Here is a 23,333-nt window from a genome sequence, read left to right as displayed (position 1 = left end):
CCTGCCCGGTGCTGGAAGGTTAAGAGGAGAGGTGCAAGCTTTGAATCGAAGCCCCAGTAAACGGCGGCCGTAACTATAACGGTCCTAAGGTAGCGAAATTCCTTGTCGGGTAAGTTCCGACCTGCACGAATGGCGTAACGACTTCCCCGCTGTCTCCAACATAGACTCAGTGAAATTGAATTCCCCGTGAAGATGCGGGGTTCCTGCGGTCAGACGGAAAGACCCCGTGCACCTTTACTATAGCTTTACACTGGCATTCGTGTCGGCATGTGTAGGATAGGTGGTAGGCTTTGAAGCGGGGACGCCAGTTTCCGTGGAGCCATCCTTGAAATACCACCCTTATCGTCATGGATGTCTAACCGCGGCCCGTCATCCGGGTCCGGGACAGTGTATGGTGGGTAGTTTGACTGGGGCGGTCGCCTCCGAAAGAGTAACGGAGGCGCGCGATGGTGGGCTCAGACCGGTCGGAAATCGGTCGTCGAGTGCAATGGCATAAGCCCGCCTGACTGCGAGACTGACAAGTCGAGCAGAGACGAAAGTCGGTCATAGTGATCCGGTGGTCCCGCGTGGAAGGGCCATCGCTCAACGGATAAAAGGTACGCCGGGGATAACAGGCTGATGACCCCCAAGAGTCCATATCGACGGGGTTGTTTGGCACCTCGATGTCGGCTCATCGCATCCTGGGGCTGGAGCAGGTCCCAAGGGTTTGGCTGTTCGCCAATTAAAGCGGTACGTGAGCTGGGTTCAGAACGTCGTGAGACAGTTCGGTCCCTATCTGCCGTGGGTGTAGGAATATTGACAGGATCTGTCCCTAGTACGAGAGGACCGGGATGGACATATCTCTGGTGGACCTGTTGTCCTGCCAAGGGCATAGCAGGGTAGCTATATATGGACGGGATAACCGCTGAAGGCATCTAAGCGGGAAACCCACCTGAAAACGAGTGTTCCCTATCAGAGCCGTGGAAGACGACCACGTTGATAGGCCGGGTGTGGAAGTGCGGCAACGCATGAAGCTTACCGGTACTAATAGCTCGATCGGCTTGATCGTTCTCATTGACCATGCTCATCAGCCAAAGGCTGATGATGCCTGACCTTGTCCTGACGCGCCAGGGGCGCTGCGGACGGCCCGCCAAACGAGTGGCGACACGCCTTGCGCTTGCGGCCTACGGCCGAAAGTGCCACGCGAAAGGTCATGAAAGACGTGTTTAAACAAGCAGGCCTTCGGCCTGCACCAGCTTCTCAAACAACAAGTTGCGCTTTGCCGACCTGGTGGTTATGGCGGGGTGGCTGCACCCGTTCCCTTTCCGAACACGGCCGTGAAACGCCCCTGCGCCCATGGTACTTCGTCTTAAGACGCGGGAGAGTAGGTCGCTGCCAGGTCTGCAAAGCGCAACTTAACTAAACAATCTTCTCATTCACAGCCAACGGCCCAAAGCCGAGACAAAAAGGGCCGCCCACAAAGCGGCCTTTTGTGTTAGAATACCTGCCATGGAAACACGAGACAAATTGCAAGCAATTTGCTCGGGCAGTAGCGTAAATCGCCAAAGGCGCTTTACGCAGTCGGTATTTCGCCTGATGGCAAATACCTGGTAACGCGGGGTGGAGCAGCCCGGTAGCTCGTCAGGCTCATAACCTGAAGGCCGCAGGTTCAAATCCTGCCCCCGCAACCAAACAGATAGCCCGCCTCAAGCGGGCTTTTTTGATTCCGAAATTCATCTTAGCGAATCGCTGGCACCAAGCCCTCACCTTATCGAGGAGGGACGGCATCGTCCTCTACCCCTCGTGACCTTCTTAAGTCCGGAACGGTTCGCAAGTCCGCGCGTTTTGGTGGTGTCTTAGATGAACCCTTGAGCCGCGTCGTCCAATATCCGAGAACACGTCGCCGGACATGCGAATGAGATGTGAAGTTCAGGGGTGCGCGAAGACGGAACTGGTTCGAGCGAGGCGTGGCGCATGCCGATCGATGAAGATGAGTTTGCCGAGTGCAGCTTCCACAGACGTGACATCATGTTTATGCGACTGGCAGCTTCGCAGTTCCGAGCTGGTAGGGTCATCAGGTCGATGCGATAAAGGTCGACTTCGCTAAAGGACTGTCGCGGGCCTTCAAGGCCCAAAAGCGGCTTGCCAAGCTCGTCGAGAAGGTAATCAAGCCGAAGGCGAGGGGCGGCGGCGCTCCAAGACCGGCCAAGTATCGCGCAGACCGCTACTCGTCGAAGTCAGCGCGTTCGGCAGCAATCCTGGCCGATTGGTGATGAAAACTTTCGTTCCGTCCCGGCGCCTGCCGAAGAACCCGGCTTTGGTCGTCGTTCTCCACGGTTGTCGGCAAACTCCGGAGAGTTTAGATTGTAAGCGGTCAGCCGATAACGTCAGGCTTGAAGTTCCAGGGCATGAGCGCTTCGATTTCGGATGCTGGCCAGCCTTGAGCAATGCGGGTCAAGGTCTGCGAGAGCCAGTCGAGCGGATCGACGCCATTCATTTTGGCCGTTTGCAATAAGGTGGCCACCGTCGCCCAGGTTCGTCCACCGCCCTCGCTGCCGGCGAATAGACTGTTCTTTCTCGTAATCGTTTGGGGCCTGATCGCCCGTTCGACGATGTTGGAGTCGATCTCGATGCGACCGTCCGTGAGAAAGCGTTCCAGCGCCTCTCGCCGGGTGAGCGCATAGCGGATCGCCTCGGCGGTTTTGGATTTTCCCGAGACCTTGCCAAGCTCCTTTTCCCAGAGCTCGAAGAGGCTGGCGACGATGGCCGCGGATTCTTCCTGGCGTCGCGCCGCGCGGCTCTCGGCATTCTTGCCGCGGACTTCGTCCTCGAACTTCCACAACTCGGTCATGGCGACGATCGATTCCGTTGCGGCCTGAGAGACTCCGCTGATGTGCAGATCGTAAAACTTGCGCCGCAGGTGTGCCCAGCAGCCTGCGAGCTGGATGGGTTCATTGCTGCCGGTTTTGGCCCGCGTCTTGGCCAGGCTGGTATAGGCTGAGTAGCCGTCAACCTGCAGGATGCCGCTGAATCCGGCGAGATGACGCGCCACGCAATCGCCGCCCCGGCTGTCCTCAAAGCGATAGGCAACCATCGGCGGACTGGTTCCACCGTAGGGTCGATCATCGCGTGCGTAGGCCCACAGCCAGGCCTTGGTGGTTTTCCCGGAACCGGGGGCAAGCGTGGGCAAGGTCGTCTCGTCGGCGAAGACCCTTTCGCCCTCCTTGACCCGGTCGAGGATATAATCGGCGACCATCTGCAATTCGAAGCCCAGATGCCCCATCCACTGCGCCATCAACGACCGGCTGACCTCGACGCCATCGCGCACATAGATCGCCTCCTGCCGGTAAAGCGGAAGTCCGTCGGCGTATTTCGACACGGCGATATAGGCGAGCAGCCGCTCCGTCGGCAGGCCGCTTTCGATAAGGTGTGCCGGCGCCAGGGCCTGAACTACACCGTCGCGGCCCCGGAAAGCGTATTTGGGGCGGCGCGTCACGATCACCCGGAACTTCGGCGGCACCACGTCCAGCCGCTCGGAGCGATCCTCGCCGATCAGAACCTTTTCCAGCCCCGCGCAGTCGGCCGGGATTTCCGGCTCGATAACCTCCTCGATGCGTTCGAGATGAGCGGCAAAGCCCTTGCGCGGACGCGGCGCGCGCTTCGGCTTGTCCCCGGTCGCGCGGTGGAGTTCGCTCTGGATTGCCGCAAGGCCGGTCTCGACCTCCTCGAACGCAAAGGAAACCTGTTCGTCATTGACGGCCAGGCGCAGCCGCTCGGATCGCTTGCCATGTTGCGTGCGCTGCAAAACCTTCAGGATCGCCGTGAGGTTGGCGATCCGTTCGTTGGCGCTCACTTCGACGGCCTTCAGCCGCTCGACCTCTGCCGCCGCGGCTGCAAGCCGGGTCTCGTTCGCAGCCTGCTCGCGCGCCATCGCAAGGATCATCGCTTTCAGCGCATCGACGTCGTCTGGCAGGTCGGAAACGGGCAAATCCATGGAGGCAATAGAGCACAAGAACAGCCGCTTTCCCAATCATTACAGCCACATGATTCATCTTGCCGCAGGCCGGTTTCAGCCCGTCAACAACGGCCGCCTGATCTTGGCCGGTCGGATCTTTTTCCAATCGAGCCCCGCCAGAAGCGCCATCAGTTGCGAATGGTCGAGACGCATCCGCGCCGCCGATATACCCGGCCAGCAAAAGCCTTGCTCTTCCAGGGTTTTCGAATAGAGGCAGACGCCTGAGCCGTCCCACCAGACAATGCGAACACGGTCCGACCGCTTCGACCGGAACACGTAAAGCGAGCCATTGAACGGGTCGAGACCGCCATCTCGGACCAGCGCCATCAAAGACGCGGCCCCCTTGCGGAAGTCGACCGGCTGGCACGACACGTAAACCACCACACCGGAAGCGATCATGCCGTGCGGACCACCCGGAGTATCTTGGTCAGGTGATCGGCATCAACATCGCCGCCGACGCGCACCACAACATCGCCCACGACGATCTCCACCATCGAACCGGCCACCGCCTCAAAGCGCGTGAACTTGACTGGCGCGCGCGCTCCCTCCGTCAGTGGCGCGACCATTCCCGACGAGAGCGCCTTACGACGCCAGGCATAGAGCTGCGACGGGTCCAATCCCTGAGACCGCGCAATCGCCGACACATTGGCCCCCGGCGAGAGTGCCTCGGCGACAAGCTGTGCCTTCTCTTCGTCCGACCAATGACGTGGCTTGCGTCGAGACTGCACCGGCTCCGCCGTCAGGACCTCGAATGTTCGATGATGATTCACACTGTCGCTCATAGGTTTCTCCGCATGACTCATGCTAGAGAATGACCGTTCAGCGGCCCTAAAGATACGTGGGGTGACCTACCCGCTTACTTTAGATTCTGCGTCTTCCTTCTCGAAGCTGGCGGGGGACAGAGGCTTCGTTCTTCTCTATCCGGAACAGAGAATTGCTAACAACTCTCAACGCTGCTTCAGTTGGTTCAGACCGAGTGCTGTCGCACGCGACCGCGGCGAGGTCCTTTCGATCCGCCAGATGATCGACGAGGCGTGTCGACGGCACCAGATAGACCGTTCGCGCATCTTCATCGCGGGTCTGTCGGCTGGCGGAGCGATGACAGCGGCCCTCGTCGCGAACTATCCGACGCTGTTTGCAGGCGCCGCCATGATTGCTGGCATGCCATTTGGCTCATCTCGCGATGCGATGTCGGCGCTACGTGCAATGAAGTCGGGGGCTCGTGAGCCTGCCGGCGGCTGGAGACGACCGGTCGCGGAGGTTTCCGGTGATGCCACATCGTGGCCGGCGATCACGATTTGGCATGGTGGCAAGGATCGGACGGTCAATCCGTTGAACGCACAGGCTTGCGTAGATCAATGGCTAGGGGTGCTGCGCATCGCGAGAGACGCCGGCAAGGAGGAGCGATGGGCGTGGGGTGAGTTGCAGACATGGAAGGCGCCTGAAGGAAAGACAGTGTCGCTTTACTCGGTGCAAGACCTTGGCCACGGACTCCCGGTCGGCACACGGCCTCTTGCTGCAACCGGCGATCCTTTTGTCATTCCCTCTGCCATCTCCCTACCCCTTGAGCTGATGCGTCTGTGGCGCTTGAGGAAAGCTGCCTGAGAAACATTATCAGGCCACCGGTGACCGCCTATTGTCCATTGGTGACATGTTCGCTTCGACAAGCCGCTCCAGCAGTTCGACGCACACTTCGGCACAGACATGGTGCGGCAAATGACCCACGCCCCGGAGCGTTTTAAAGAGCGCCTGGTCGTGATTCCGCCGAATCCACTCCGAGTGCCACCGATGATCAATGACCCTGTCCCGGTCGCCGAAGACAACAGTTATCGGCAATTCGGAGGAAATGTGCCCGAGGGCGGCCATGTCGGCGTTGAAAGCGGACAGTTCCGCGGCCATGGTCTCGATTGAGGGCGACGACACGATGTGCCGCGCGGGCAAGGCTGCCAGGTACTCCGGTACGGGATTTGGGCCGGCCGAAGTTCGTACCGCGGAGTGGAAAATCATCTCCGGCCAGCGAGTGGTCATCTGGCGGCGGATGGCGGATCCGATCAGCGGCGTCATCGCCATACGCAACAGGAGGAGTGGCTTGAAGGGAACTGGCCTGCAGCAAGGCGCGATCAGCAGCATGGCCCGAATGAGGTCCGGCCTGCGCGGCGCGAGAAGAAGTGGCGCCGCGCATCCGATGGAATGGGCGACCAGCATGCGCGGCCCGCCTCCTATGTGCTCAAGGAAGGCTTCGAGCCAGACGGACTGCCCGAGAGGCCCCGACTTCCGGAAGGCAGTGGAGAACTGAAGCCGTAGCCTGGGCGATCAGGTGCAATGATCCCGATGTTCGCGCGACCTTCGAAAGGAACGACGACCTCTTCGGCTAGGCTTCCGCAGCCGTGCAAAAAGACGACCTCTGGACGGTTCGCCCGGCTCCTTCTCAACATATGGATTTTATGATGGTCGACTTGCAGAATCTCGCCGACGCGGGGGACTTTTGCACAGGGCTGTTTCATGCGCGCCAAACGCACTTTCCCGTCGATGGTTCCGATCGGCAGGCAATCAGATCCTCGCCTTTTTGCAGTTGACCGGATTTGGGCTCACGCGAAGGGAGGGCTGAAACACAATCCGGCAAAGAGCTGGACCGACAGCGTCGTTCTCGAACAGGACGGCCCCTACGACGTCCCGGCCGCTTTGACCAGCGGACGGCCCACCAAGGTCTTTCAACTGTTTAAGCGCCGTGCCGACCAAGCTTGTTGGAATCAACGCCGCCCACGTCGACGCGTCCCGCTGCGCGGTCTGGCAGTCGTCCATGCTCACCTAGCCGACGGCTTCGACACCGTTTGGCAACAACGATCGATGGGATTTGCGCCGGGAGAGCCTGGCATTCTCATAGTGACCACCGCGGTACCCGGTCAAATATCGTCAGACATTGGTGGAGTTATTTAGACCACGCGAGCTGGGGCATGTCCCTTGTTATCGCGCAAAAAAGACTTAATTTTTCGCCGCGAAATGCTTTGTTTCTGATGAAACCCAAGGGCTGGGATAGCGTGTCTGCATTCGGGTTAAACGATAAAATACCGTCCGCCGGAATAGCGCACATGATCGAGCGCGGGATTTGGGACGACTCAATCCTTGGCGCGCCATCGGAGTGGCCCGCCTGTCTAAAGTCTGCGGTCGACATCATGCTTCCCTCGCGTGCCCAGATCGTAATGTTCTGGGGCGAGCAGTATCTGGCCCTTTATAACGACGCTTACGCTCCAACGATCGGCTTGAGGCATCCGCGCGCGTTCGGACGACCGGCAAAGGAGAACTGGAGCGAGCTTTGGGATGACCTCCAGCCATTGCTGGATCGGGTCCTTCATGGCGGCGAAACTGTCGCAGCCAGGGATCGGCCTTTTTGCATCGAGCGCCACGGGCATCCGGAAATTGTCTATTTCGACATTTCCTATTCGCCGATCAAAGACGAGACCGGTAACGTCCGCGGCGTCTTCTGCATCGTCAGCGAGACGACCGAAAGGGTGCGTTCGCAGCAAGCCCTCAAGGAAAGCGAGGAACGTCTGCGGGCGCTGTTCTCTCAGTCGGCTGCCGGTATCGGGCAGACCGACCTCGAAGGCCGGATGACCCTCGTCAACCAGCGCTTCTGCGAGATGCTTGGCTATCAGAGAGAGGAGTTTGTCGGTATCCGCCTCCAGGACATCACACATCCGGACGACCACCCGGAAGCCGAACGGCTTTTCGAGCGTCTGGTCGAGACCGGCGAACCCTTCGACATGGAAAAGAGGTGCGTGCGAAAGGACGGCTGCCTCCTATGGACGGCGATTTCTGTCTCGGCCCTCAAAGATGAAGGAGGTTCAATCCGGCAGATTGGCTTCATCGCCATTGACATCTCCGCGAACAAGAGCGCCCAGGAAGCGCAGCGTCTTCTTGCCTCGATCATCGCTTCCTCGAATGATGCCATCCTCGGCATCGATCTCGACATGACGATCACCAACTGGAATGCCGCTGCCGAGAGACTTTACGGCTATTCGCGCAACGAGGCCGTTGGAAAGTCGGTTCTGATGCTCGTTCCGGAAGATCGACGTGACGAGGAGCCGGAAATCCTCCGAAAGGTTAGCGCCGGAAGGGTCGTGGAGCCTTACGAAACGCAGCGTCGAAGAAAGGATGGCCGTCTGGTCGACGTCCAGCTCAGCGTTTCTCCGATCTACGACAGCAGCGGAAAAACGATCGGTGCTTCCAAGATGTCCCAGGACATCACGGCCCGGAAGGAGGCCGAACGTCTGCAGACGGTGCTGACCGGCGAGCTCAATCACCGCGTCAAGAACCTGTTCTCTACCGTCATCGCCATCGCGAGACAGACCCTGGATCAGGATGAGACAGGCCGGAACCAAGTGGCCGCGTTCCAAGGGCGGCTTATGTCGATGGCGAAGGCGCACGATCTACTCACACATCGGGACTGGCAGCGCGCCGATCTCGGAGAGTTGGTCAAGCAGGTGCTGGAGCCCTATCCGCCTGAGCGGTTCGAGATCGACGGCTGCGGTGTGCTTTTGCCTCAGAAGGCCGTCGTCTCGTTCTCCCTCGCGATCCACGAACTCGCGACAAACGCGGCGAAGTACGGCGCATTGTCTGTCGCGCAGGGCAAAGTCTCGATCTCCTGGACCTATGAGGATGCTACCGCAGGGTTGCAATTCAAATGGATCGAACGGGACGGCCCCACAGTGCAACGACCGACACGAAAAGGCTTTGGTTCCCGTCTGATCGAGAGGCTTCTGGCAGCCGAGCTGAATGGCCGCTCGACGATCAGCTACGACCCTGCCGGCGTCATCTGCGAGATCGAGGCGGTCTTGGAACCGGATGCGTGATTGGGCGGCGTGGGGCCGCACTAGCACAACGGATATCTCGCCGTCGGCCGTCACACCCCGGTCCGCCCCCTCGATTGGGGAGCAACAATTTTTCGGCCTGATCGCTCCATAAGTGAATTCTTGAAGTCGGAATTTTTTGGCCTAACTGTGGTGTGCGTCTCTCATCCGGTGGGCCGATTGCGGTCGGGCAGGGATCGTTTTCTCCACTGGAAAAGCGGGAACTTGAAGGCCCTGCAAGCATTATTTTTTTCGAGACTGAAATCAGCAGGCTATCATGCAGGAACACGATCGAAATCGAGCCGAAGCGCGAGATGCCGGAGAGCGCCTTGTTGCCCGTCACGTTCGCGAAGACCCATTCGCGGCGGCCTTCAAGGCTACGCGCATGCCGATGATCGTCACCGACCCAAACCAGCCCGACAATCCCATCATCTTTTGCAACGCCGCCTTCGAAAAGTTGACCGGTTATCCGAGCAGCGAAGCAGTCGGTCGCAACTGTCGTTTTCTGCAGGGCCCGGAGACGAACCCGGCAACGGTGGCCCGCATCCGGGCAGCAATCAGCGCCGGATCCGATATCGCCGTCGACATCTTAAACTACAGGAAGAATGGCGAGCCGTTCTGGAACGCGCTGTTTCTATCTCCGGTCCGGGACGATAACGAGAAGGTCGTTTACTTCTTCGCCTCGCAACTCGACTTCACCAACGTGAAGTCCCGGGAGGCTGATCTCGCGGCCGCACGTCATCGTGCCGAAGAGGAAGTCGCCGCCCACACCGAGAAGCTCGAGGCTGAGCTCAATGCGAGATCGCTTCTGGTCCACGAGGTCGATCACCGCGTCAAGAACAACCTGCTGACCATGGCCTCGATCGTAAAGCTCCAGACCCGTATCACCAGGGACGAAGACCAGAAGCGCGTTTTGAGGTCCGTTCTGAACCGGGTAGAGGCCTTGAGCACGGTCCAGAGGAAGCTGTTCACGCTGGAAGACGTCTCCCGGTTCGATGTCGCGGACTTCACAAGGGAACTTGTCACCGATCTAGTTGAGGCTGTTGGGCGCAAGGATATCCGACTGACGCTTGATCTGCATCCGCTCTATGTGCCTGCCATAAAGGCGACCCCGCTGTCGCTGATCGTCAACGAGCTCGTCGGTGACGCCGTCCGTCGCGGCTTGAGCGACGGCGGCGGCGACATCCATGTCGTCGTCAAGCGGTTAAACGGCCATTTTCTCATTAGGGTGGAGGACACCTCGATACCGGTAGAGGTTGACGCGGACATGGCCGAGATTGGTCGTATTCTCCTCGAAACCTCCGCCAAGCAGGTCGACGCGAAAATCGAGAAGCGGATCGAAGGGCATCGAACGACCGTCGATGTGACGCTGCTGGTCGACGTACAGGAGCGCGCGCATTGAAGGTGATGATTGTCGAGGACGAGATGCTGCTCGCCATGGAGCTCGAAAGCGAGGTCGAGATGGCCGGACACCAAGTGACCGGGACCGCAATGAACCGCGAGAAGGCCCGCGATCTGATGGAAGCGCAGCGCCCGGATTTTGCGTTTGTCGATGTTCATCTTCAGGACGGTCAAACGGGCATCGACGTCGGCCGCGACCTAGCATCCAAAGGCATTCCCTACGTATTCGTGAGCGGAAACATTAAGAAGATCCCTAAGGGTTTTGCAGGCGCTCTCGGCGCCATCGAGAAGCCTTATACGGTGAACGGCATGAAGAACGCCCTTTCCTACATCTCGGCAATCGTGGTGGGTGACGAAGATGTGGCGCCGCCTGCAAGCTTGGTGCTGGCCGACGATGTGTAACCATTGAGGTCCCCAACCATTGCCTAGCGCCACAAACGCTCGCAATAACGCCGATTTAGTGCTCAGTGTGGAGTGCGAATGTGAACGCCCTACAGAACATATCAATTTTATTGGTACTTTCTATTCTTTGCTCATCGTGCACGATGCATGACGTCTCTAGTGCGCCATCGGCTGCGTCCCACAGTACTTCTCGTCATGAAAAATCATTGGAAACAAAAGGATGTCGCGGGAAGCCGAATTTTGAAGGAATGATGCGAACGTTATGCTATTAATCAACGGATATGACCTGGCAGGCGCGCCGCGCCGAGAGACCCATGATGGCCAGATGCGCGATGGCTCCTCGCTTGGCGGCGGGCTTCTTTAACGTTCTCCTCCTCAAGCGCATTCAGCCGCTTCGCCTCGTTCGGGGGGCAAAAGTTCACCGGATCATTTGCTCTTCCGCCTCGCTTCGCCCTCCACGCCGCCGTATTGGCTCTCCAGTTATAAAACGTCGCGTCCGAATCCGGTGCTTGCGGCAGAGGTCGGCCACCTTCGCGCCAATCCGCTCGTCTCTGCTTCTTCATTCGTCCGTCCTTAGTCGGCCGGACTCTAACAATTCCGGAGGAAATTACCCGTTGCAGGCCAAACTCTCCCGGCACACAGCCGCTCCAGATTATCGTGGCGCTGCAACGCTTCTCAGCGATCGTTGCGGCTCGCCATCTGGCGCCCGCACGCCGATGCTGTCATGAGCTTCATCGAGGGAGGCATCGCGATGCGGAAAAATGCGCCGGACGTCAGCCTTGACGGTAAAGTGACTTTGGTGACGGGAGCAAGCCGTGGCATTGGCCGAGCTTGCGCACTTGCCTGTGCCGCAGCAGGCTCCGATATTGTTCTGGGGGTCCGCGATGTCGCGGCGTCGGCGGGTCTGATTGCCGAACTCGAAGATCGTCGATCTGACCCAGCATCGACATGTTTCGATCGGTATTAATATTACTATTTACTAATTCAGATTCTGGTATACCGTCGATGTGCGATCGGCATCTATGCCACAAGTCGCCTGGCGACGGCCCTTGGAGGGGGCGTGCATGCGGCCGGCCGCAAGTCGCGAACGGGCCCTCGCAATCGCGGCCCCTGGGAGGAGTATTATGAAACAGCTGAAACGGAAAAATGCTGCCTTGTTTTTCGCCGCGTTGATGCTGAGTGCGGCGCCGATGGCTGCATCATACGCCGCCGACAAGCCGACATTGGCATTCGTCGTCAATGGCGCTTCCGACTTCTGGAAAGCCGCCGAGGCAGGCGTGAAGAAGGCGCAGGCCGAGATGCCAGACTACAACATGGAACTGAAATATCCTGAGCAGGCGGCTGTCGCCATTCAGCAGCGTCTCATGGAAGATCTTGTCAGCGCCGGCGTCAAGGGGATCATGGTCTCCGCCGTCGATCCCAAGACCCAGACAGACGGCCTCAACAAGATCGGCTCGCAGACGGCTCTCTTCACCACTGATAGCGACGCACCGAAGACCAACCGGGTCGCCTATATCGGTTCTTCGAACGTCGACGCCGGGAAACAGGCCGCCGAAATCGCCAAAAAGGCGATGCCGGACGGTGGTAAGTGCATGGGCTTCGTCGGTCTCCTGGGTGCCGATAACGCCCGCGAACGCATCGAAGGAATGAAGGAAGGGCTCAAGGGTACGAAGATCGAGCTTGTCGATGTTCGCGGTGACGACATCGACCAGACACGCGCCAAGAAGAATGTCGAGGATGCGTTGGTCGCCAGCCCCGACTTGACCTGCATGGTCGGCTTCTACTCCTACAACACGCCGCGCATCTATGAGGCGCTGCGCGACGCAGGTAAACTCGGCCAGATCACTGTCGTCGGCTTTGATGACGATCCGATCACACTTGGCGGTGTCAAGGAAGGCACGATCGCGGCAACCGTCGTTCAGCAGCCGTTCGAATGGGCCTATCAGGGCATGAAATTGATGGCCGCCTACCTCAAGGGCGACAAGTCCGGCATCCCCGCCGATGGCTTGATCATCATCCCGACTGTCATCATCGGCAAGGACGACGTCGACAAATATGCTGCCAACCTGAAGGCCATGGCTGGTAAATAGCCGCTTTCGCGGCGGCGGCACTCACCGCCGCCGCGAGAGGCGTTTCATGCCGTCAGCATCAGCAGCCATGGACAGCCGATGAACCATAGTTCCGACATGCCGTCACCGGGCGGGCCCGTAACGCCATTCCTTTCGCTTTCCGGCGTTGGCAAGACCTATCCAGGCGTCGTTGCGCTCGAAGGCCTGTCAATGGACGTCATGCCAGGCGAGGTCATCGGCCTCGTCGGCGAAAACGGGGCTGGAAAATCGACGCTGATGAAAATCCTCGGCGGTGTGGTCGCACCCGATCGGGGCACGATCCGGCTCGACGGGGCGGAGCTTCGTTTCCTCACTGTGGAATCGAGCATCTCGTCCGGCATCGCCTTCGTGCATCAGGAGCTCAATCTCTTTGAGAATCTCGACGTCGCTGCCAATATCTTCCTGGGGCGCGAACCGCTGAAGGCGGGGCCTCTCAAGCTTGTCGATCGCGATCGACTAAGGGAGATGGTGAAGCCGCTCTTGAGGCGCGTGGGGGCGCATTTCTCCGCTGACACACCTGTGGCGTCGCTGTCGCTGGCCGAGCAGCAGATGGTGGAAATCGCCAAGGCGCTGTCCATTAACGCGAGGCTCGTCATCTTAGACGAACCCACTTCCAGCCTGCCGCTGGCTGAAACCGAGCGGCTGCTCAGCATCATCAAATTGCTGAAGGCGGATGGCATCAGCGTTATTTTCATCTCGCATCGGCTCCACGAGGTTGAGCGCGTGGCCGACCGCGTCGTCGTACTCCGTGATGGCGCGCTTGCGGGCACTCTCGCCAAGAAGGACATCGGCCACGACCAAATGGTGAAGCTGATGATTGGCCGGATGCTTGCGGCCCGTACCGCAAAGCCGCAGCGCGCACCCGGCGCAGTTGCGCTGAAGGTCAGCGCCGTGCGCACTGCCGCTTATCCCGGCCATCCCGTTGATCTGGAAATCAGGTATGGAGAAATCCTCGGACTTGCGGGCCTTGTCGGGTCCGGCCGCACCGAGCTTGCCAGGGTGCTCTTTGGCATTGATCGCAGTTACGGCGGAGTTATCCTGCAGGACGGGCAGCAAATTGCCGTCCGTTCCGCGCGGGACGCTGTTGCTCGCGGCATTTTCCTGGTGCCGGAGGATCGAAAGCGCAACGGCATTCTTCTTGATTTCCCGATCGCCCAGAATATAACCCTTGCCGATCTCCCCACGCTCGCCAGCCGCTTCATGCTGTCCGCCGAGCGCGAGACGGCGGCCGCCGAAAGGCAGCGCGTTCGCCTCGGCATCAAGGCGCCCTCTGTTTCGAGCCGGACCAGCACTCTGTCCGGCGGCAACCAGCAGAAGGTCGTGCTTGCCAAATGGTTGTCTATGAGCCCAAAGGTGATGATCTTCGACGAGCCGACACGCGGGATCGATATCGGTGCGAAGAACGAGATCTACGGCCTGATGCGGGCGCTTGCAGATGCCGGTGTCGCGATCCTGATGATCTCCAGCGACATGGAAGAGGTGATCGGGGTTTCTGACCGCATTGCCGTCATGCATGAGGGCCAGATCTCCGGCATTCTCGATGAGGACGAATTCAGTCAGGAAAGCGTCCTTTTGCTTGCCGTCGGCAAACGCGTAAAATAGCCGCCGCGGCAACATAGTCAGATATCGGGGGATGGATCTGGAATGATCAAAAAAGATCTTGGACTGCTGCTTTTGATCGTCGTCGTAGGCATCGTCGTCGCGATCATCAATCCGCGCTTCCTGCTGCCGATCAACCTGGCGAATACCGCCAACCTGATCGGCCTGTTCGGCATCCTGTCGATTGGCCAGGCCTACGTCATCATTACAGGCGGGATCGAACTGTCCGTCGGTTCGCTCGTCGCGCTTCTTGGTGTGCTGTTTGTCGATTTCGTCGCGGTCCAAGATATGCCATGGATTCTGGCGCTACCACTCATTCTCGTGCTCGGCGCGGTCATCGGCGCCATTCACGGCTGGCTGATCACTCGGCTGAATCTGCAACCCTTCGTTGTCACCCTCTGCGGCCTCCTTATCTATCGCGGCGCAGCGCGCTTTTATACGGCCGACGGAACGGCGGGTTTTGCGTTCGGCCAAAATTTCCCGTACCTAGAGTTCCTGACCGCGGGACGGTTGTACGGCGTTCCCAACACCTTCATAGCGCTCGTCATCATTTCCGTGGTGATGTGGGTGGTGCTGCATCGCTCTGTCTTCGGGCGTTATCTTTATGCGATCGGCAAGAACGAGGAGGCGGCCCGCTATTCCGGTATCCGCACCGGCCGGATGGTGCTATCGGCCTATGTCATCTGCGGACTGCTTACGGCGCTCGCGGCAATCTATTTCGCCATGTACACGCGCTCGATCTCGCCGGCCAGCCATGGCCAGTTCTATGAACTCTACGCAATTGCCGCTGCCGTCCTTGGCGGCTTTTCGCTCCGCGGCGGCGAGGGATCGATCGTTGGCGCCGTGCTCGGAACAGTCCTGCTCCAGGAATTGCAGAATCTCGTGAATCTGCTTGGCATCCCGTCGTCGCTGAATTTCGCCGTCATGGGTGGCGTGATCCTCATCGGCGTCCTGATCGACCAACAATGGAACGCGATACGCGCACAGCGCCGACTCGTCTCTGCCGCCCGGCAGACCGAAGCCCGTGTTTCGGACGAGGGCAAATTGCCGGTGGCTGCCAATCAGGACCAAGTGTAGCGAACGGTTCAAAACCTGCCCAGCAAGCAAAGCTCAGAAAGTCCCGCCTCGTGCGGGCTTTTGTCGTTCTGGATGGTAGAAACAATATCCGTGCAAGTTTTCATCGATTTTCGAGTGACAACGAAATAGTTGCTAAAAGGTTAATATTCTAATATACGTAGTTCGGGCGCATCATATATTTCCATAGTAGCAAGTAACGTCCGTCCATTCGGCGGCGCCTATTTTCCTATTTCGATGGCAGTCGATTTCATGAAGTAGATCAAAAATTTACAGGGGGGAATCATGCGAAGATGGGGATCTTCTCCAACAGCCTCTCCACACGGGAAGCATCGTCTTCAATCGGCAATCTCCGCGTTGCCCGCGTTCTGCGCGATTGTGTTCTTCGCCGGAATTGCATCCGGGCAAGCGCCGACCGAAGAGCAGCGCGAGGCGATCAGGGCCGAGTGCCGTTCCGATTTCATGGCGAAATGCTCCGGGGTGACGCCGGGCGGTATCGAGGCGCTGACCTGCCTGCAGCAGCATAGCGCTGCGCTTTCGGAAGGCTGCCGGAAGGCGGTTTCTGCGGTGAACGTCAAACCCAAGTCGACATCTGCGGAGCCAACGCCGGCGGCACCTGCAAATACCGCGACGGCCACCCCTGCGCCCACGACCGCTACGCCGGCGCATCAGCCGACGCAGGCGCAGCGCAATGCGGTCAAATCGGCCTGTCAGCGCGATTTCATGGCGCAATGTTCCGGGGTCGCGCCGGGCGGTGCGGCGGCTCTCAGCTGTCTGCAACAGCATAATGCCGCTCTATCGGCGCCATGTCAGCAAGCAGTTGCGGCTATAGGGGGATCGGGGGCACCGGTCGCCGCCGGCGATGCGGCGGCTACCAGTGCGATCACGCCGGCTCCTCCGGCGATGATGCCAGCCTTCTCCCCGCGTGAGGAAGTGATGATCCTGCGGGAAACCTGCGGTGCGGACTTCCGGGCCTTGTGCCGCATGGTGCCCTTGGGAGGAGGGCGGGGCATTGCCTGTCTGCGGGACAATCTGCAGCGCGTATCGCCTGCCTGCCATCGCGTGCTGACCTCGGGATTGTAGCGCCCATTTGAAACCTGATCTCAGAAAGAAAGCGTCGCGCACCAGCCAGAAATTCGGCGCGCGATGCCGCAGAGGCCGGCAACGACACTTTGTCCGCCTGCCTGCATTGCATCTCTCACATTTCATAGCCGGCTGCGGCAGGTCCGCCAGCTGCCGTCCGCAATTCGATGAGATCAATGATGACACGAACGAAAGGCATTGCCATGTCATCGACTTTCCCTTTGCCGCGATTGAAGCGGATCCTCCTCTACGCTTCGCTTGCCGCCAGCCTCGCAGCGCCGACGAGCGCGCGGGCCGATGATGCGAAGGCACTTTTGAAGACGATGTCCGATTTTCTGACGGCGCAGAAGACGATCTCCTTCACCTATCAATCGTCGCTCGAAGCCGTGACGCCCGCCTTCGAGAAACTCCAGTTCGTAAGCTCCGGGACTGCCAACCTGACCCGCCCCGACAAGTTGCGCGTCACGAGGACCGGCGGCTTTGCCGACCTCGACGTAAGTTTCGACGGTTCGTCCCTGACGGTTCACGGCAAGAACCTCGACGCCTATGCCAAGATCGATGGCAAGGGTTCGCTCGATGATCTGATTGACAGGCTGATGACTGCAGGCGTCGAAGCGCCGGGGGCCGATCTTCTCTCCTCCAACGTCTATGACGTGCTCATGTCGGATGTGACGGAGGCCAAGCATATTTCCAGCGCTTTCGTGGATGGGGTCGAATGCGAATATCTGGCCTTCCGAACGCCTGAGATCGACTGGCAGATCTGGATACAGAGCGGCCCGCAACCGATACCCCGCCGTTACGTCATCACCAGTAAGCACGTCGTCCAGGCGCCGCAATACACGATCCAAATCAGCGACTTCAAAAGCGGTGCGGATGTCGCGGCCGTTTCCTACACGATCGAGCTTCCAGCCAGCGCAAAGACGGTCGATCTCAGTGAACTGCAATCTCTTGATGAACTGCCTGAGGCTGCCAGTACGGGAGAGGTAAAATGACCTATAGGAAGCTGTTCTTCGCCCTCGGTCTGGCCGGCGTTCTGACAATCACCGGCTTTCACATCGAGGAGCAGGTATCCCTCCCATTGCCGATCGGCTTTGCCACGCCGGCCGGCGCCGTCATCGGCAGGCCGCTGACGCCGCTCTCCTACGCGGGCGTGGCCCGCCGGACGACGCGGCGGGTCGTCACACGCACGACGACGACCATCGCCGTGCTTCCGGCAGGCTGCCGCTATGGTCCCTATTACGGCGGCTATTATTATCGATGCGGCGGTTATTATTATGCCAAAAGCGGCAACGTCTATGTGCAGGTGATCGTCCAATAATTGCTGTTATCGTCTTACCGGACGTTCGACATCTCCGCCTTCGCCACGCTCGCGGCCGTGCTTACGGGCGCGCCGCGCCGCTTCCAGTGTTCCTCGAGGCGCTGCAGCAGCACATAGAAGGACGGAACGAAGAGGATGGCGAGGCAGGTCGAGGCGATCATGCCGCTGAAAACCGATATGCCGATCGACTTGCGGGCCGATGCGCCGGCGCCTGTCGCCAGCACGAGCGGGAGCACCCCGAGGATAAAGGCGAAGGACGTCATCAGGATCGGCCGGAAACGCAGGCGGGCGGCCTCGACGGCGGCGTCGAGGATTTCCATGCCTTCCGCCCGCTTCTCACGCGCATATTCGACGATAAGGATGGCGTTCTTGGCGGCGAGCGCAATCAGCAGGATAAGGCCGATCTGCGTATAGAGATTGTTGGCCACACCCGCCGCCGTGAGTGCCGCTACAGTGCCGAGCAGAGCGAGCGGCACAGCGAGGATCACTGCCAGCGGAAGGATCCAGCTTTCATATTGGCCGGCGAGCACGAAATAGACGAGCAGCATGGCGAGCGCGAAGATGAAGTAGATCTGCCCGCCGACCGCCTTCTCCTGATAGGAGAGCGCCGTCCATTCGAAACCGGTTCCCGTCGGCAAAGTATGATCGGCGACCTGCTCCATGACCTCGAGCGATTGGCCGGAGCTGAAGCCCGCGGCCGGCCCGCCGACGATGGTCGCGGTCGGGTAGAGATTGTAGAGGCTGATCAGCGAAGGACCTTGCGTTCTCGTAACATCGACGACCGTGCCGAGCGGCACCATGGTTCCGTCGCCGGCCTTGACCTTCAGCTTGCGGATATCTTCGGGGCTGATACGGAAATGGGAAGCGGCCTGCGCATAGACCTGGAAGGTGCGGCCGAATTTGTTGAACTGGGTGACATAGCTCGATCCGACATAGCCGGAGAGAGCGGAGAAGACCTGCCCCACGGTAATGCCCAATGTTTCCGCCTTGATGCGATCGACGGAGACTGCGAGCTGCGGCACGTTCGAGCGAAACGGCGTGCTGAGCCTTTGCAGCGATGATTGGGCGTTGCCGTTCTTGACGATCGTATCGGCAAGCGATTGCAGCAACGGATAGTCGGATATTCCGTTGCGAAGTTCGACCTGCATGGTAAAGCCATTGGCATTGCCGACGCCCTGGATCGGCGGCGGCACGACCACCAGCGTCTTGGCGGTCAGCACGTGCTGCAGGGCGTCGTTCAGATGCTGGTAGATCGACAGCAGGTCTTGTCCCTTTTCCCTGCCGCGCTCATCCCAATCCTTGAGGACGACATAGGCGACGCCGGCATTCTGCAGGCTGGCACTATTGTCGAGGACCGAAATGCCGCTGATGGTCAGCACCTGATCGACCCCGGGCGCGGCCTCGGCGATCTTGCCGACCTCTTCCATCACGGCATCCGCCCGTTCCTTCGAGGCCCCGTCGGGCAATTGCGCACTGATCAGCACATAGCCTTGATCTTCGAGCGGCAGGAAGGCGGTCGGCAGGCGGGTGAGGCCCCAAATGGCAACCCCGATCAGCGCGAGCGCTGCAATGGCCATGATGCCGCTGCGGCGCGTCATTGAGCCGATCAATCCGGCATAGTGGCGTTCACCCCAATCGTAGCCCCTGTTGAAGCCGCGATAGAAGACGTTGCGTTTTTCGAGCGGCACTGGTGCGCGCAGCCAGAGGGCGCATTGCGTCGGTTTCAGGGTGACGGCGTTGATGGCGCTGATCAGCGCGGTCGCGGCGATGACGAGCGCGAACTGCCGGTAGAGCTGGCCGGTCAGTCCGGGCAGGAAGGCGGCGGGAATGAAAACGGCCATCAGCACCAGCGTGATGCCGATGACCGGGCCAAGCAGTTCCTCCATCGCCCTCTCGGCCGCCTTTCGACCTGACATGCCCGCCTCGATGTGCCGGGCAACGCCCTCGACGATAACGATGGCATCATCGACGACGATACCGATGGCGAGAACGATGGCAAACAGCGTCGACAGGTTGACGGTGAAGCCCAATGCCGCCATGGCCGCGAAGGCGCCGATGATGGTGACAGGAACGGTCGTTGCAGGCACGAGCATCGCCCGCCAATCCTGCAGGAAAATGAGAATGACGATGAGAACGAGCACACCCGCCTCGATCAGGGTGACGTAAACCTCGTCGATGGAAGCCTTGACGAATTTCGTCGTGTCGAACGGCACGTGGTATTCGAGGCCCGGCGGAAAACTCTTGGAGAGTTCCTCCATCTTCGCATTCACCGCCTGCGCCACTGCAATGGCGTTCGCCTCCGGCAGCTGGAAAACGCCGATACCAGCCGCCGGCCGGCCGTTCTGCGTGAAGGATTGACTGTAGGTCTGGGCGCCGAGTTCGACGCGGCCGATATCGCGCACTCGGGTGATGCGGCCACCCTCTCCGCTTTCGACCTTGACGATGATGTTTTCGTAATCGGCCGCCTCGTTCAGCCGGCCGTTGACGTTCAGCGTGTATTGGAAGAGCTGTCCTTTCGGCACCGGCGGGATGCCGATCTGGCCGGCGGCGACTTCTTGGCTCTGTTGCTGTACGACATTGACGACATCCTGCGGGGTCAGGCCGCGCGCCTGCAGCAGGTTTGGATCCATCCAGATCCGCATGGCGTATTGGCCGGCTCCGAATACGGTGACGTTTCCAACACCCGGCAGGCGGGAGAGCTCGTTCTGCAGGTTGATGACGGCGTAGTTCGACAGGAACAGGCTGTCATAGCGACTGTCGGGCGAAGTCAGGCTGACGAAACCGAGGATCGCCGTCGATTTCTTCTGCGTCGTCACGCCCTGAAGCTGGACAGCTTCCGGAAGCGACGACATCGCGATGGCGACACGGTTCTGCACCAGAACCTGCGCCTGATCCGGATCCGTTCCGATGGCGAAGGTGACGGTCAGGGAATAGGTGCCGTCGCTGGCGCTCGTCGACTGCATGTAGAGCATGTCCTGCACGCCGTTGACCTGCTGCTCGATCGGCAGCGCCACGGTGTCGATGAGGGTCTGGGCGCTGGCTCCGGGAAAACGGGTCGTTACCTGCACCGTCGGCGGAACGACGTTCGGATATTGCGCCACGGGCAGCTGGAAGAGGGCGACCGCGCCGATAAGCACGAAGACCAATGCCAGGACGTTGGCGAGTACCGGCCGCTCGATGAAAAAACGCGAGATCATGCTGTTGTCCTTTGGACGTTCAGATGAAGCACGGTGGCGAATTCACTGCGTGGTGGCATTGGCTTTGGCATCGCCCGCGGCTTTGGCCGTCGGGTTCATTTCCATCTTCTCGGGCGCGACCTTGCTGCCTGGGATAGCCTGCTGGACACCCTGGATGACGACGAGGTCGGCCGGGTCGAGGCCGGATTCCACGACGCGGAGCGGGCCTTCACGCTGACCCGTCTTGATGGGCTTCTGCTCGACGACGTCGTCCTTGCCGAGAACGAGAACGTAGCTGCCGAGCTGGTTCGTTCCGATCGCGTCGTCGCGCACCAGAAGGGCCTTGTCATTGTGTCCGACCGGCACCCGCACCCTGACGAAGAGGCCGGGCAGCATGGCGTGATCCTTGTTGTCCAAGAGGGCGCGCACCTGAAGCGTGCCCGTCGAGGCGTCGAGCTGAGGCGATACGTAATCGAGATGTCCCTTGTGCGGGTAACCTTCCTCCGTCTGCAAGCCGATCTCCGCCGGTATGGACGGAAGGTCCGTCTGCCGGAAGGTGTGTCCCTGCTTTGCCAGGGTTTCCTTGATCATCAAAACCTGCGTTTCGCTGACGTTGAAATAGGCATACAGCGGATCGGTCTGGACGATACTGGCGAGTTTGGTGGGGCCGGACACGCCGACCAGCGTGCCGATATCGACGAGGTGATCCGTGACGATGCCGTCGAAGGGAGCGAGCACCTCCGTATAGCCGAGGTTGATCGTCGCAAGTGCGACATTGGCCTGGGCATTGAGGATGGCCGCATTCGCCTCGTCAAGTGTCGCCTTGGCGCTGTCGACCGCCGTCTGGGTGGTGACCTGTTGCTTCATGAGATTGACCTGCCGGTCATATTCCTGCTTTGCGCCGACCTGGGAGGCCTGCTGCGAGGCAAGGGATGCCTTCGCCTGATCGAGTTGCGCCTCGTAGGTGTCCCGCTCGATGCCGAAAAGCTTGGTGCCCTTCTTCACCATCATGCCGTCCTGGTAGTCGATGGATTGGATATAGCCCTGAACTCGCGCCTCGATATCGACGGCATTGAGCGGCGCCGTATTGCCGGTGAGTTCGAAATAGAGCGTCACCGGCTCCTGGACCGGCTGCGCGACCCGAACCACAGGCGGCGGAGGGGGAACATAGGTGTTGCCGCTCTCCTCGCAGCCGGCGAGCATTGCCGTGCCGGCAAATGTCACAAAAAGTCGCAGACCCTGATGCAATCTCCCACGCATTGCCGCCGCCTCGACAGGTCTAGAGCCCACCGCATAATTCCCGAAACCGGAGCCGATCGAAGGATAGTTATGCAGCAATCCAAACTGCAACAGCGTCTTTGCGCGTCTGAAGGACGCGCGGCGCTGTGGTCTTCATGCGTGCCTCGACGGCTGCCCCCAATGGCCTGCCGAAGGTTCAAGGCATGCGATACTATGTCGCGGCATTGCTAAAAATTGCAATAGCCCTTGGTGCACAATTGGAGTGCGTTGAAGTCGGAAGAGGCGGGCAGGAGGGTTCGTATCGCAGTTACGGTTCTCCAAGCCGCTCCATGGCGGATTGCAAGGGTGCATCGGAGACGCGCACGAGCCCGATATATGGATTGGCCATATCCGAGATCAGGAAGACCGCGCCGGCGACGGAAAGCGCACAGACAAAGAGAATGGACAGCACCGTCGGGTTGGGCGGCGCCTGCAGCCCGAAGGTCGCAAATAGCAGGGAGAGCCAACAGACGAGAACCGCGAGGAAGGCCCACGGCAGGCCTTCGCTGCCGGATTCGACCAGCAGCCAGTGCGTTTCCGCCACCATGCCGCTGACATCGAGAGCACGCGTCTGGAGAGAGTGCTGGACGGCATTCTTCGGCGACAAGGATCGAAGGTCGCCCTGAACGGCCTCGATATCCTGATATTCTCCCAGCGCCTTGCCGGATGCCTCGTCGGTGGTTGCGGCAGTCCAGCCGCGACTCAGTCGTCTTTCGATGAGTTGGCGCAGTAGCCGACGTGCATCGCCGGTTTCCGAGCCGTATTGCGCCATGACGCGGTCCAGCAGCAGAACCCGAGCCGCGGCCGTTCTCATCTCCTCTTCGGCATCGTCGTAAGTCGATTTGGCGGATGCAATCAAGAGGCCGAGCGCCAAGGCCGACAACGTCCCCACGACCGCGGTCGCGAGCCTGATGACATCCTTGGATTCCGAACTGAGATGATGATCCGGCAAGCGACCGCGAACGATCATTCCTATCGATGTCGCCGCTGCCAGAAAAACAAATACCAGCCCGCCAAGCAACAGTGAGCTCACGTCCCTCTCCGTATCGTCTG

At 59.8% G+C, this 23,333-nt stretch carries 18 protein-coding genes, 1 tRNA gene, 2 rRNA genes and 2 pseudogenes (1 of these 23 only partly in view); 15 read left to right on the top strand and 8 right to left on the bottom strand.

Going from position 1 to position 23,333, the window contains the following annotated elements; translation table 11 throughout:
- From J2J99_RS19870 to J2J99_RS19860, 3 genes are all read left to right on the top strand, one after another.
- A 23S ribosomal RNA gene (locus tag J2J99_RS19870) occupies window positions 1-1,048 on the top strand; it begins 1,839 nt to the left of the window's first position.
- 217 nt (window positions 1,049-1,265) lie between these two features.
- A 5S ribosomal RNA gene (rrf, locus tag J2J99_RS19865) occupies window positions 1,266-1,380 on the top strand.
- Between the two features lie 213 nt (window positions 1,381-1,593).
- A tRNA-Met gene (locus J2J99_RS19860) sits at window positions 1,594-1,670 on the top strand.
- Between the two features lie 683 nt (window positions 1,671-2,353).
- On the opposite strand, the gene tnpC is transcribed toward J2J99_RS19860, so the two are convergent.
- From tnpC to J2J99_RS19845, 3 genes are all read right to left on the bottom strand, one after another.
- Window positions 2,354-3,973 (bottom strand): IS66 family transposase, encoded by a 1,620-nt coding sequence (tnpC, locus tag J2J99_RS19855; RefSeq protein ID WP_168302452.1) that lies wholly within the window; start codon window positions 3,971-3,973, stop codon window positions 2,354-2,356.
- Between the two features lie 75 nt (window positions 3,974-4,048).
- Window positions 4,049-4,393, bottom strand: a complete 345-nt coding sequence (gene tnpB / locus J2J99_RS19850; protein ID WP_168302453.1) for an IS66 family insertion sequence element accessory protein TnpB — start codon at window positions 4,391-4,393, stop codon at window positions 4,049-4,051.
- Window positions 4,390-4,776 carry a transposase gene (locus J2J99_RS19845; RefSeq protein WP_168302454.1) on the bottom strand — a complete coding sequence of 129 codons (387 nt, stop codon included), beginning with the start codon at window positions 4,774-4,776 and terminating at the stop codon, window positions 4,390-4,392. The genes tnpB and J2J99_RS19845 overlap by 4 nt, the downstream gene beginning before the upstream one ends.
- Window positions 4,777-4,837: 61 nt before the next feature.
- Here J2J99_RS19845 and J2J99_RS19840 point away from each other — a divergent pair, with 61 nt between their 5' ends.
- Window positions 4,838-5,599, top strand: a complete 762-nt coding sequence (locus J2J99_RS19840) for an extracellular catalytic domain type 1 short-chain-length polyhydroxyalkanoate depolymerase (RefSeq protein ID WP_246763145.1) — start codon at window positions 4,838-4,840, stop codon at window positions 5,597-5,599.
- Between the two features lie 9 nt (window positions 5,600-5,608).
- Here J2J99_RS19840 and J2J99_RS19835 read toward each other — a convergent pair whose 3' ends face one another.
- Window positions 5,609-6,199, bottom strand: a complete 591-nt coding sequence (locus J2J99_RS19835; RefSeq protein ID WP_246735440.1) for an alpha/beta fold hydrolase — start codon at window positions 6,197-6,199, stop codon at window positions 5,609-5,611.
- 297 nt (window positions 6,200-6,496) lie between these two features.
- Between J2J99_RS19835 and J2J99_RS19830 the strand changes: the two genes are divergently transcribed.
- The 4 genes from J2J99_RS19830 (at window position 6,497) to J2J99_RS19815 (ending at window position 10,644) form a co-directional block, all read left to right on the top strand.
- Window positions 6,497-6,931 (top strand): hypothetical protein, encoded by a 435-nt coding sequence (locus J2J99_RS19830; RefSeq protein ID WP_207600940.1) that lies wholly within the window; start codon window positions 6,497-6,499, stop codon window positions 6,929-6,931.
- Between the two features lie 152 nt (window positions 6,932-7,083).
- Window positions 7,084-8,844, top strand: a complete 1,761-nt coding sequence (locus J2J99_RS19825) for a PAS domain S-box protein (protein WP_205919190.1) — start codon at window positions 7,084-7,086, stop codon at window positions 8,842-8,844.
- A gap of 274 nt (window positions 8,845-9,118) precedes the next feature.
- Window positions 9,119-10,243, top strand: a complete 1,125-nt coding sequence (locus J2J99_RS19820) for a PAS domain-containing protein (protein ID WP_168301507.1) — start codon at window positions 9,119-9,121, stop codon at window positions 10,241-10,243.
- Entirely contained in the window at window positions 10,240-10,644 is a 405-nt protein-coding gene (locus J2J99_RS19815) for a response regulator (protein WP_168301506.1), read from the top strand. Before J2J99_RS19820 ends, J2J99_RS19815 begins: the two co-directional genes overlap by 4 nt.
- A 271-nt stretch (window positions 10,645-10,915) precedes the next feature.
- Here J2J99_RS19815 and J2J99_RS19810 read toward each other — a convergent pair.
- A pseudogene (locus J2J99_RS19810) lies at window positions 10,916-11,185 on the bottom strand (transposase); the annotation flags it as partial.
- Window positions 11,186-11,395: 210 nt separating this feature from the next.
- On the opposite strand from J2J99_RS19810, the pseudogene J2J99_RS19805 reads away from it, so the two are divergent.
- The 7 genes and pseudogenes from J2J99_RS19805 to J2J99_RS19775 form a co-directional block, all read left to right on the top strand.
- Window positions 11,396-11,566: pseudogene (locus J2J99_RS19805) on the top strand (SDR family NAD(P)-dependent oxidoreductase); the annotation flags it as partial.
- A gap of 202 nt (window positions 11,567-11,768) precedes the next feature.
- Window positions 11,769-12,734, top strand: a complete 966-nt coding sequence (locus J2J99_RS19800; protein ID WP_168301505.1) for a sugar-binding protein — start codon at window positions 11,769-11,771, stop codon at window positions 12,732-12,734.
- Between the two features lie 78 nt (window positions 12,735-12,812).
- Window positions 12,813-14,354: a sugar ABC transporter ATP-binding protein gene (locus tag J2J99_RS19795; RefSeq protein WP_168301504.1), complete on the top strand. Its 1,542-nt coding sequence runs from the start codon at window positions 12,813-12,815 to the stop codon at window positions 14,352-14,354.
- Window positions 14,355-14,396: 42 nt separating this feature from the next.
- The gene (locus J2J99_RS19790) at window positions 14,397-15,428 is read left to right on the top strand and encodes an ABC transporter permease (protein WP_168301503.1); all 1,032 of its coding nucleotides are present in this window, start codon (window positions 14,397-14,399) and stop codon (window positions 15,426-15,428) included.
- Between the two features lie 282 nt (window positions 15,429-15,710).
- A complete protein-coding gene (locus tag J2J99_RS19785) occupies window positions 15,711-16,508 on the top strand; it encodes a hypothetical protein (RefSeq protein WP_168301502.1) in 798 nt (265 codons plus the stop codon).
- A 203-nt stretch (window positions 16,509-16,711) separates the two neighbouring features.
- Window positions 16,712-17,500, top strand: a complete 789-nt coding sequence (locus J2J99_RS19780; protein ID WP_168301501.1) for a DUF2092 domain-containing protein — start codon at window positions 16,712-16,714, stop codon at window positions 17,498-17,500.
- The gene (locus J2J99_RS19775; RefSeq protein ID WP_168301500.1) at window positions 17,497-17,826 is read left to right on the top strand and encodes a hypothetical protein; all 330 of its coding nucleotides are present in this window, start codon (window positions 17,497-17,499) and stop codon (window positions 17,824-17,826) included. The genes J2J99_RS19780 and J2J99_RS19775 overlap by 4 nt, the downstream gene beginning before the upstream one ends.
- A 14-nt stretch (window positions 17,827-17,840) precedes the next feature.
- On the opposite strand, the gene J2J99_RS19770 is transcribed toward J2J99_RS19775, so the two are convergent.
- From J2J99_RS19770 to J2J99_RS19760, 3 genes are all read right to left on the bottom strand, one after another.
- On the bottom strand, window positions 17,841-21,023 hold the full coding sequence (locus tag J2J99_RS19770) for an efflux RND transporter permease subunit (protein WP_168301499.1): 3,183 nt from the start codon (window positions 21,021-21,023) through the stop codon (window positions 17,841-17,843).
- A gap of 42 nt (window positions 21,024-21,065) precedes the next feature.
- Entirely contained in the window at window positions 21,066-22,262 is a 1,197-nt protein-coding gene (locus J2J99_RS19765) for an efflux RND transporter periplasmic adaptor subunit (RefSeq protein WP_168301498.1), read from the bottom strand.
- A gap of 286 nt (window positions 22,263-22,548) precedes the next feature.
- Window positions 22,549-23,313: a bestrophin-like domain gene (locus J2J99_RS19760; RefSeq protein ID WP_207600939.1), complete on the bottom strand. Its 765-nt coding sequence runs from the start codon at window positions 23,311-23,313 to the stop codon at window positions 22,549-22,551.
- Window positions 23,314-23,333: the final 20 nt, after the last annotated feature.

This window comes from Rhizobium binae (assembly GCF_017357225.1).
Classification (GTDB): Bacteria; Pseudomonadota; Alphaproteobacteria; order Rhizobiales; family Rhizobiaceae; genus Rhizobium; species Rhizobium binae.
This window is presented reverse-complemented; position numbering and strand designations above follow the sequence as displayed.

Bases quoted from the DNA above. Each gene is read 5' to 3' on its own strand.
- J2J99_RS19835 (WP_246735440.1), bottom strand. From the start codon at position 6,199: ATGCTGGTCGCCCATTCCATCGGATGCGCGGCGCCACTTCTTCTCGCG.
- J2J99_RS19790 (WP_168301503.1), top strand. From the start codon at position 14,397: ATGATCAAAAAAGATCTTGGACTGCTGCTTTTGATCGTCGTCGTAGGC.
- J2J99_RS19795 (WP_168301504.1), top strand. From the start codon at position 12,813: ATGAACCATAGTTCCGACATGCCGTCACCGGGCGGGCCCGTAACGCCA.
- J2J99_RS19800 (WP_168301505.1), top strand. From the start codon at position 11,769: ATGAAACAGCTGAAACGGAAAAATGCTGCCTTGTTTTTCGCCGCGTTG.
- J2J99_RS19825 (WP_205919190.1), top strand. From the start codon at position 7,084: ATGATCGAGCGCGGGATTTGGGACGACTCAATCCTTGGCGCGCCATCG.
- J2J99_RS19770 (WP_168301499.1), bottom strand. From the start codon at position 21,023: ATGATCTCGCGTTTTTTCATCGAGCGGCCGGTACTCGCCAACGTCCTG.
- J2J99_RS19775 (WP_168301500.1), top strand. From the start codon at position 17,497: ATGACCTATAGGAAGCTGTTCTTCGCCCTCGGTCTGGCCGGCGTTCTG.
- J2J99_RS19845 (WP_168302454.1), bottom strand. From the start codon at position 4,776: ATGAGCGACAGTGTGAATCATCATCGAACATTCGAGGTCCTGACGGCG.
- tnpB (WP_168302453.1), bottom strand. From the start codon at position 4,393: ATGATCGCTTCCGGTGTGGTGGTTTACGTGTCGTGCCAGCCGGTCGAC.
- J2J99_RS19780 (WP_168301501.1), top strand. From the start codon at position 16,712: ATGTCATCGACTTTCCCTTTGCCGCGATTGAAGCGGATCCTCCTCTAC.
- J2J99_RS19785 (WP_168301502.1), top strand. From the start codon at position 15,711: ATGCGAAGATGGGGATCTTCTCCAACAGCCTCTCCACACGGGAAGCAT.
- J2J99_RS19765 (WP_168301498.1), bottom strand. From the start codon at position 22,262: ATGCGTGGGAGATTGCATCAGGGTCTGCGACTTTTTGTGACATTTGCC.
- tnpC (WP_168302452.1), bottom strand. From the start codon at position 3,973: ATGGATTTGCCCGTTTCCGACCTGCCAGACGACGTCGATGCGCTGAAA.
- J2J99_RS19830 (WP_207600940.1), top strand. From the start codon at position 6,497: ATGCGCGCCAAACGCACTTTCCCGTCGATGGTTCCGATCGGCAGGCAA.
- J2J99_RS19820 (WP_168301507.1), top strand. From the start codon at position 9,119: ATGCAGGAACACGATCGAAATCGAGCCGAAGCGCGAGATGCCGGAGAG.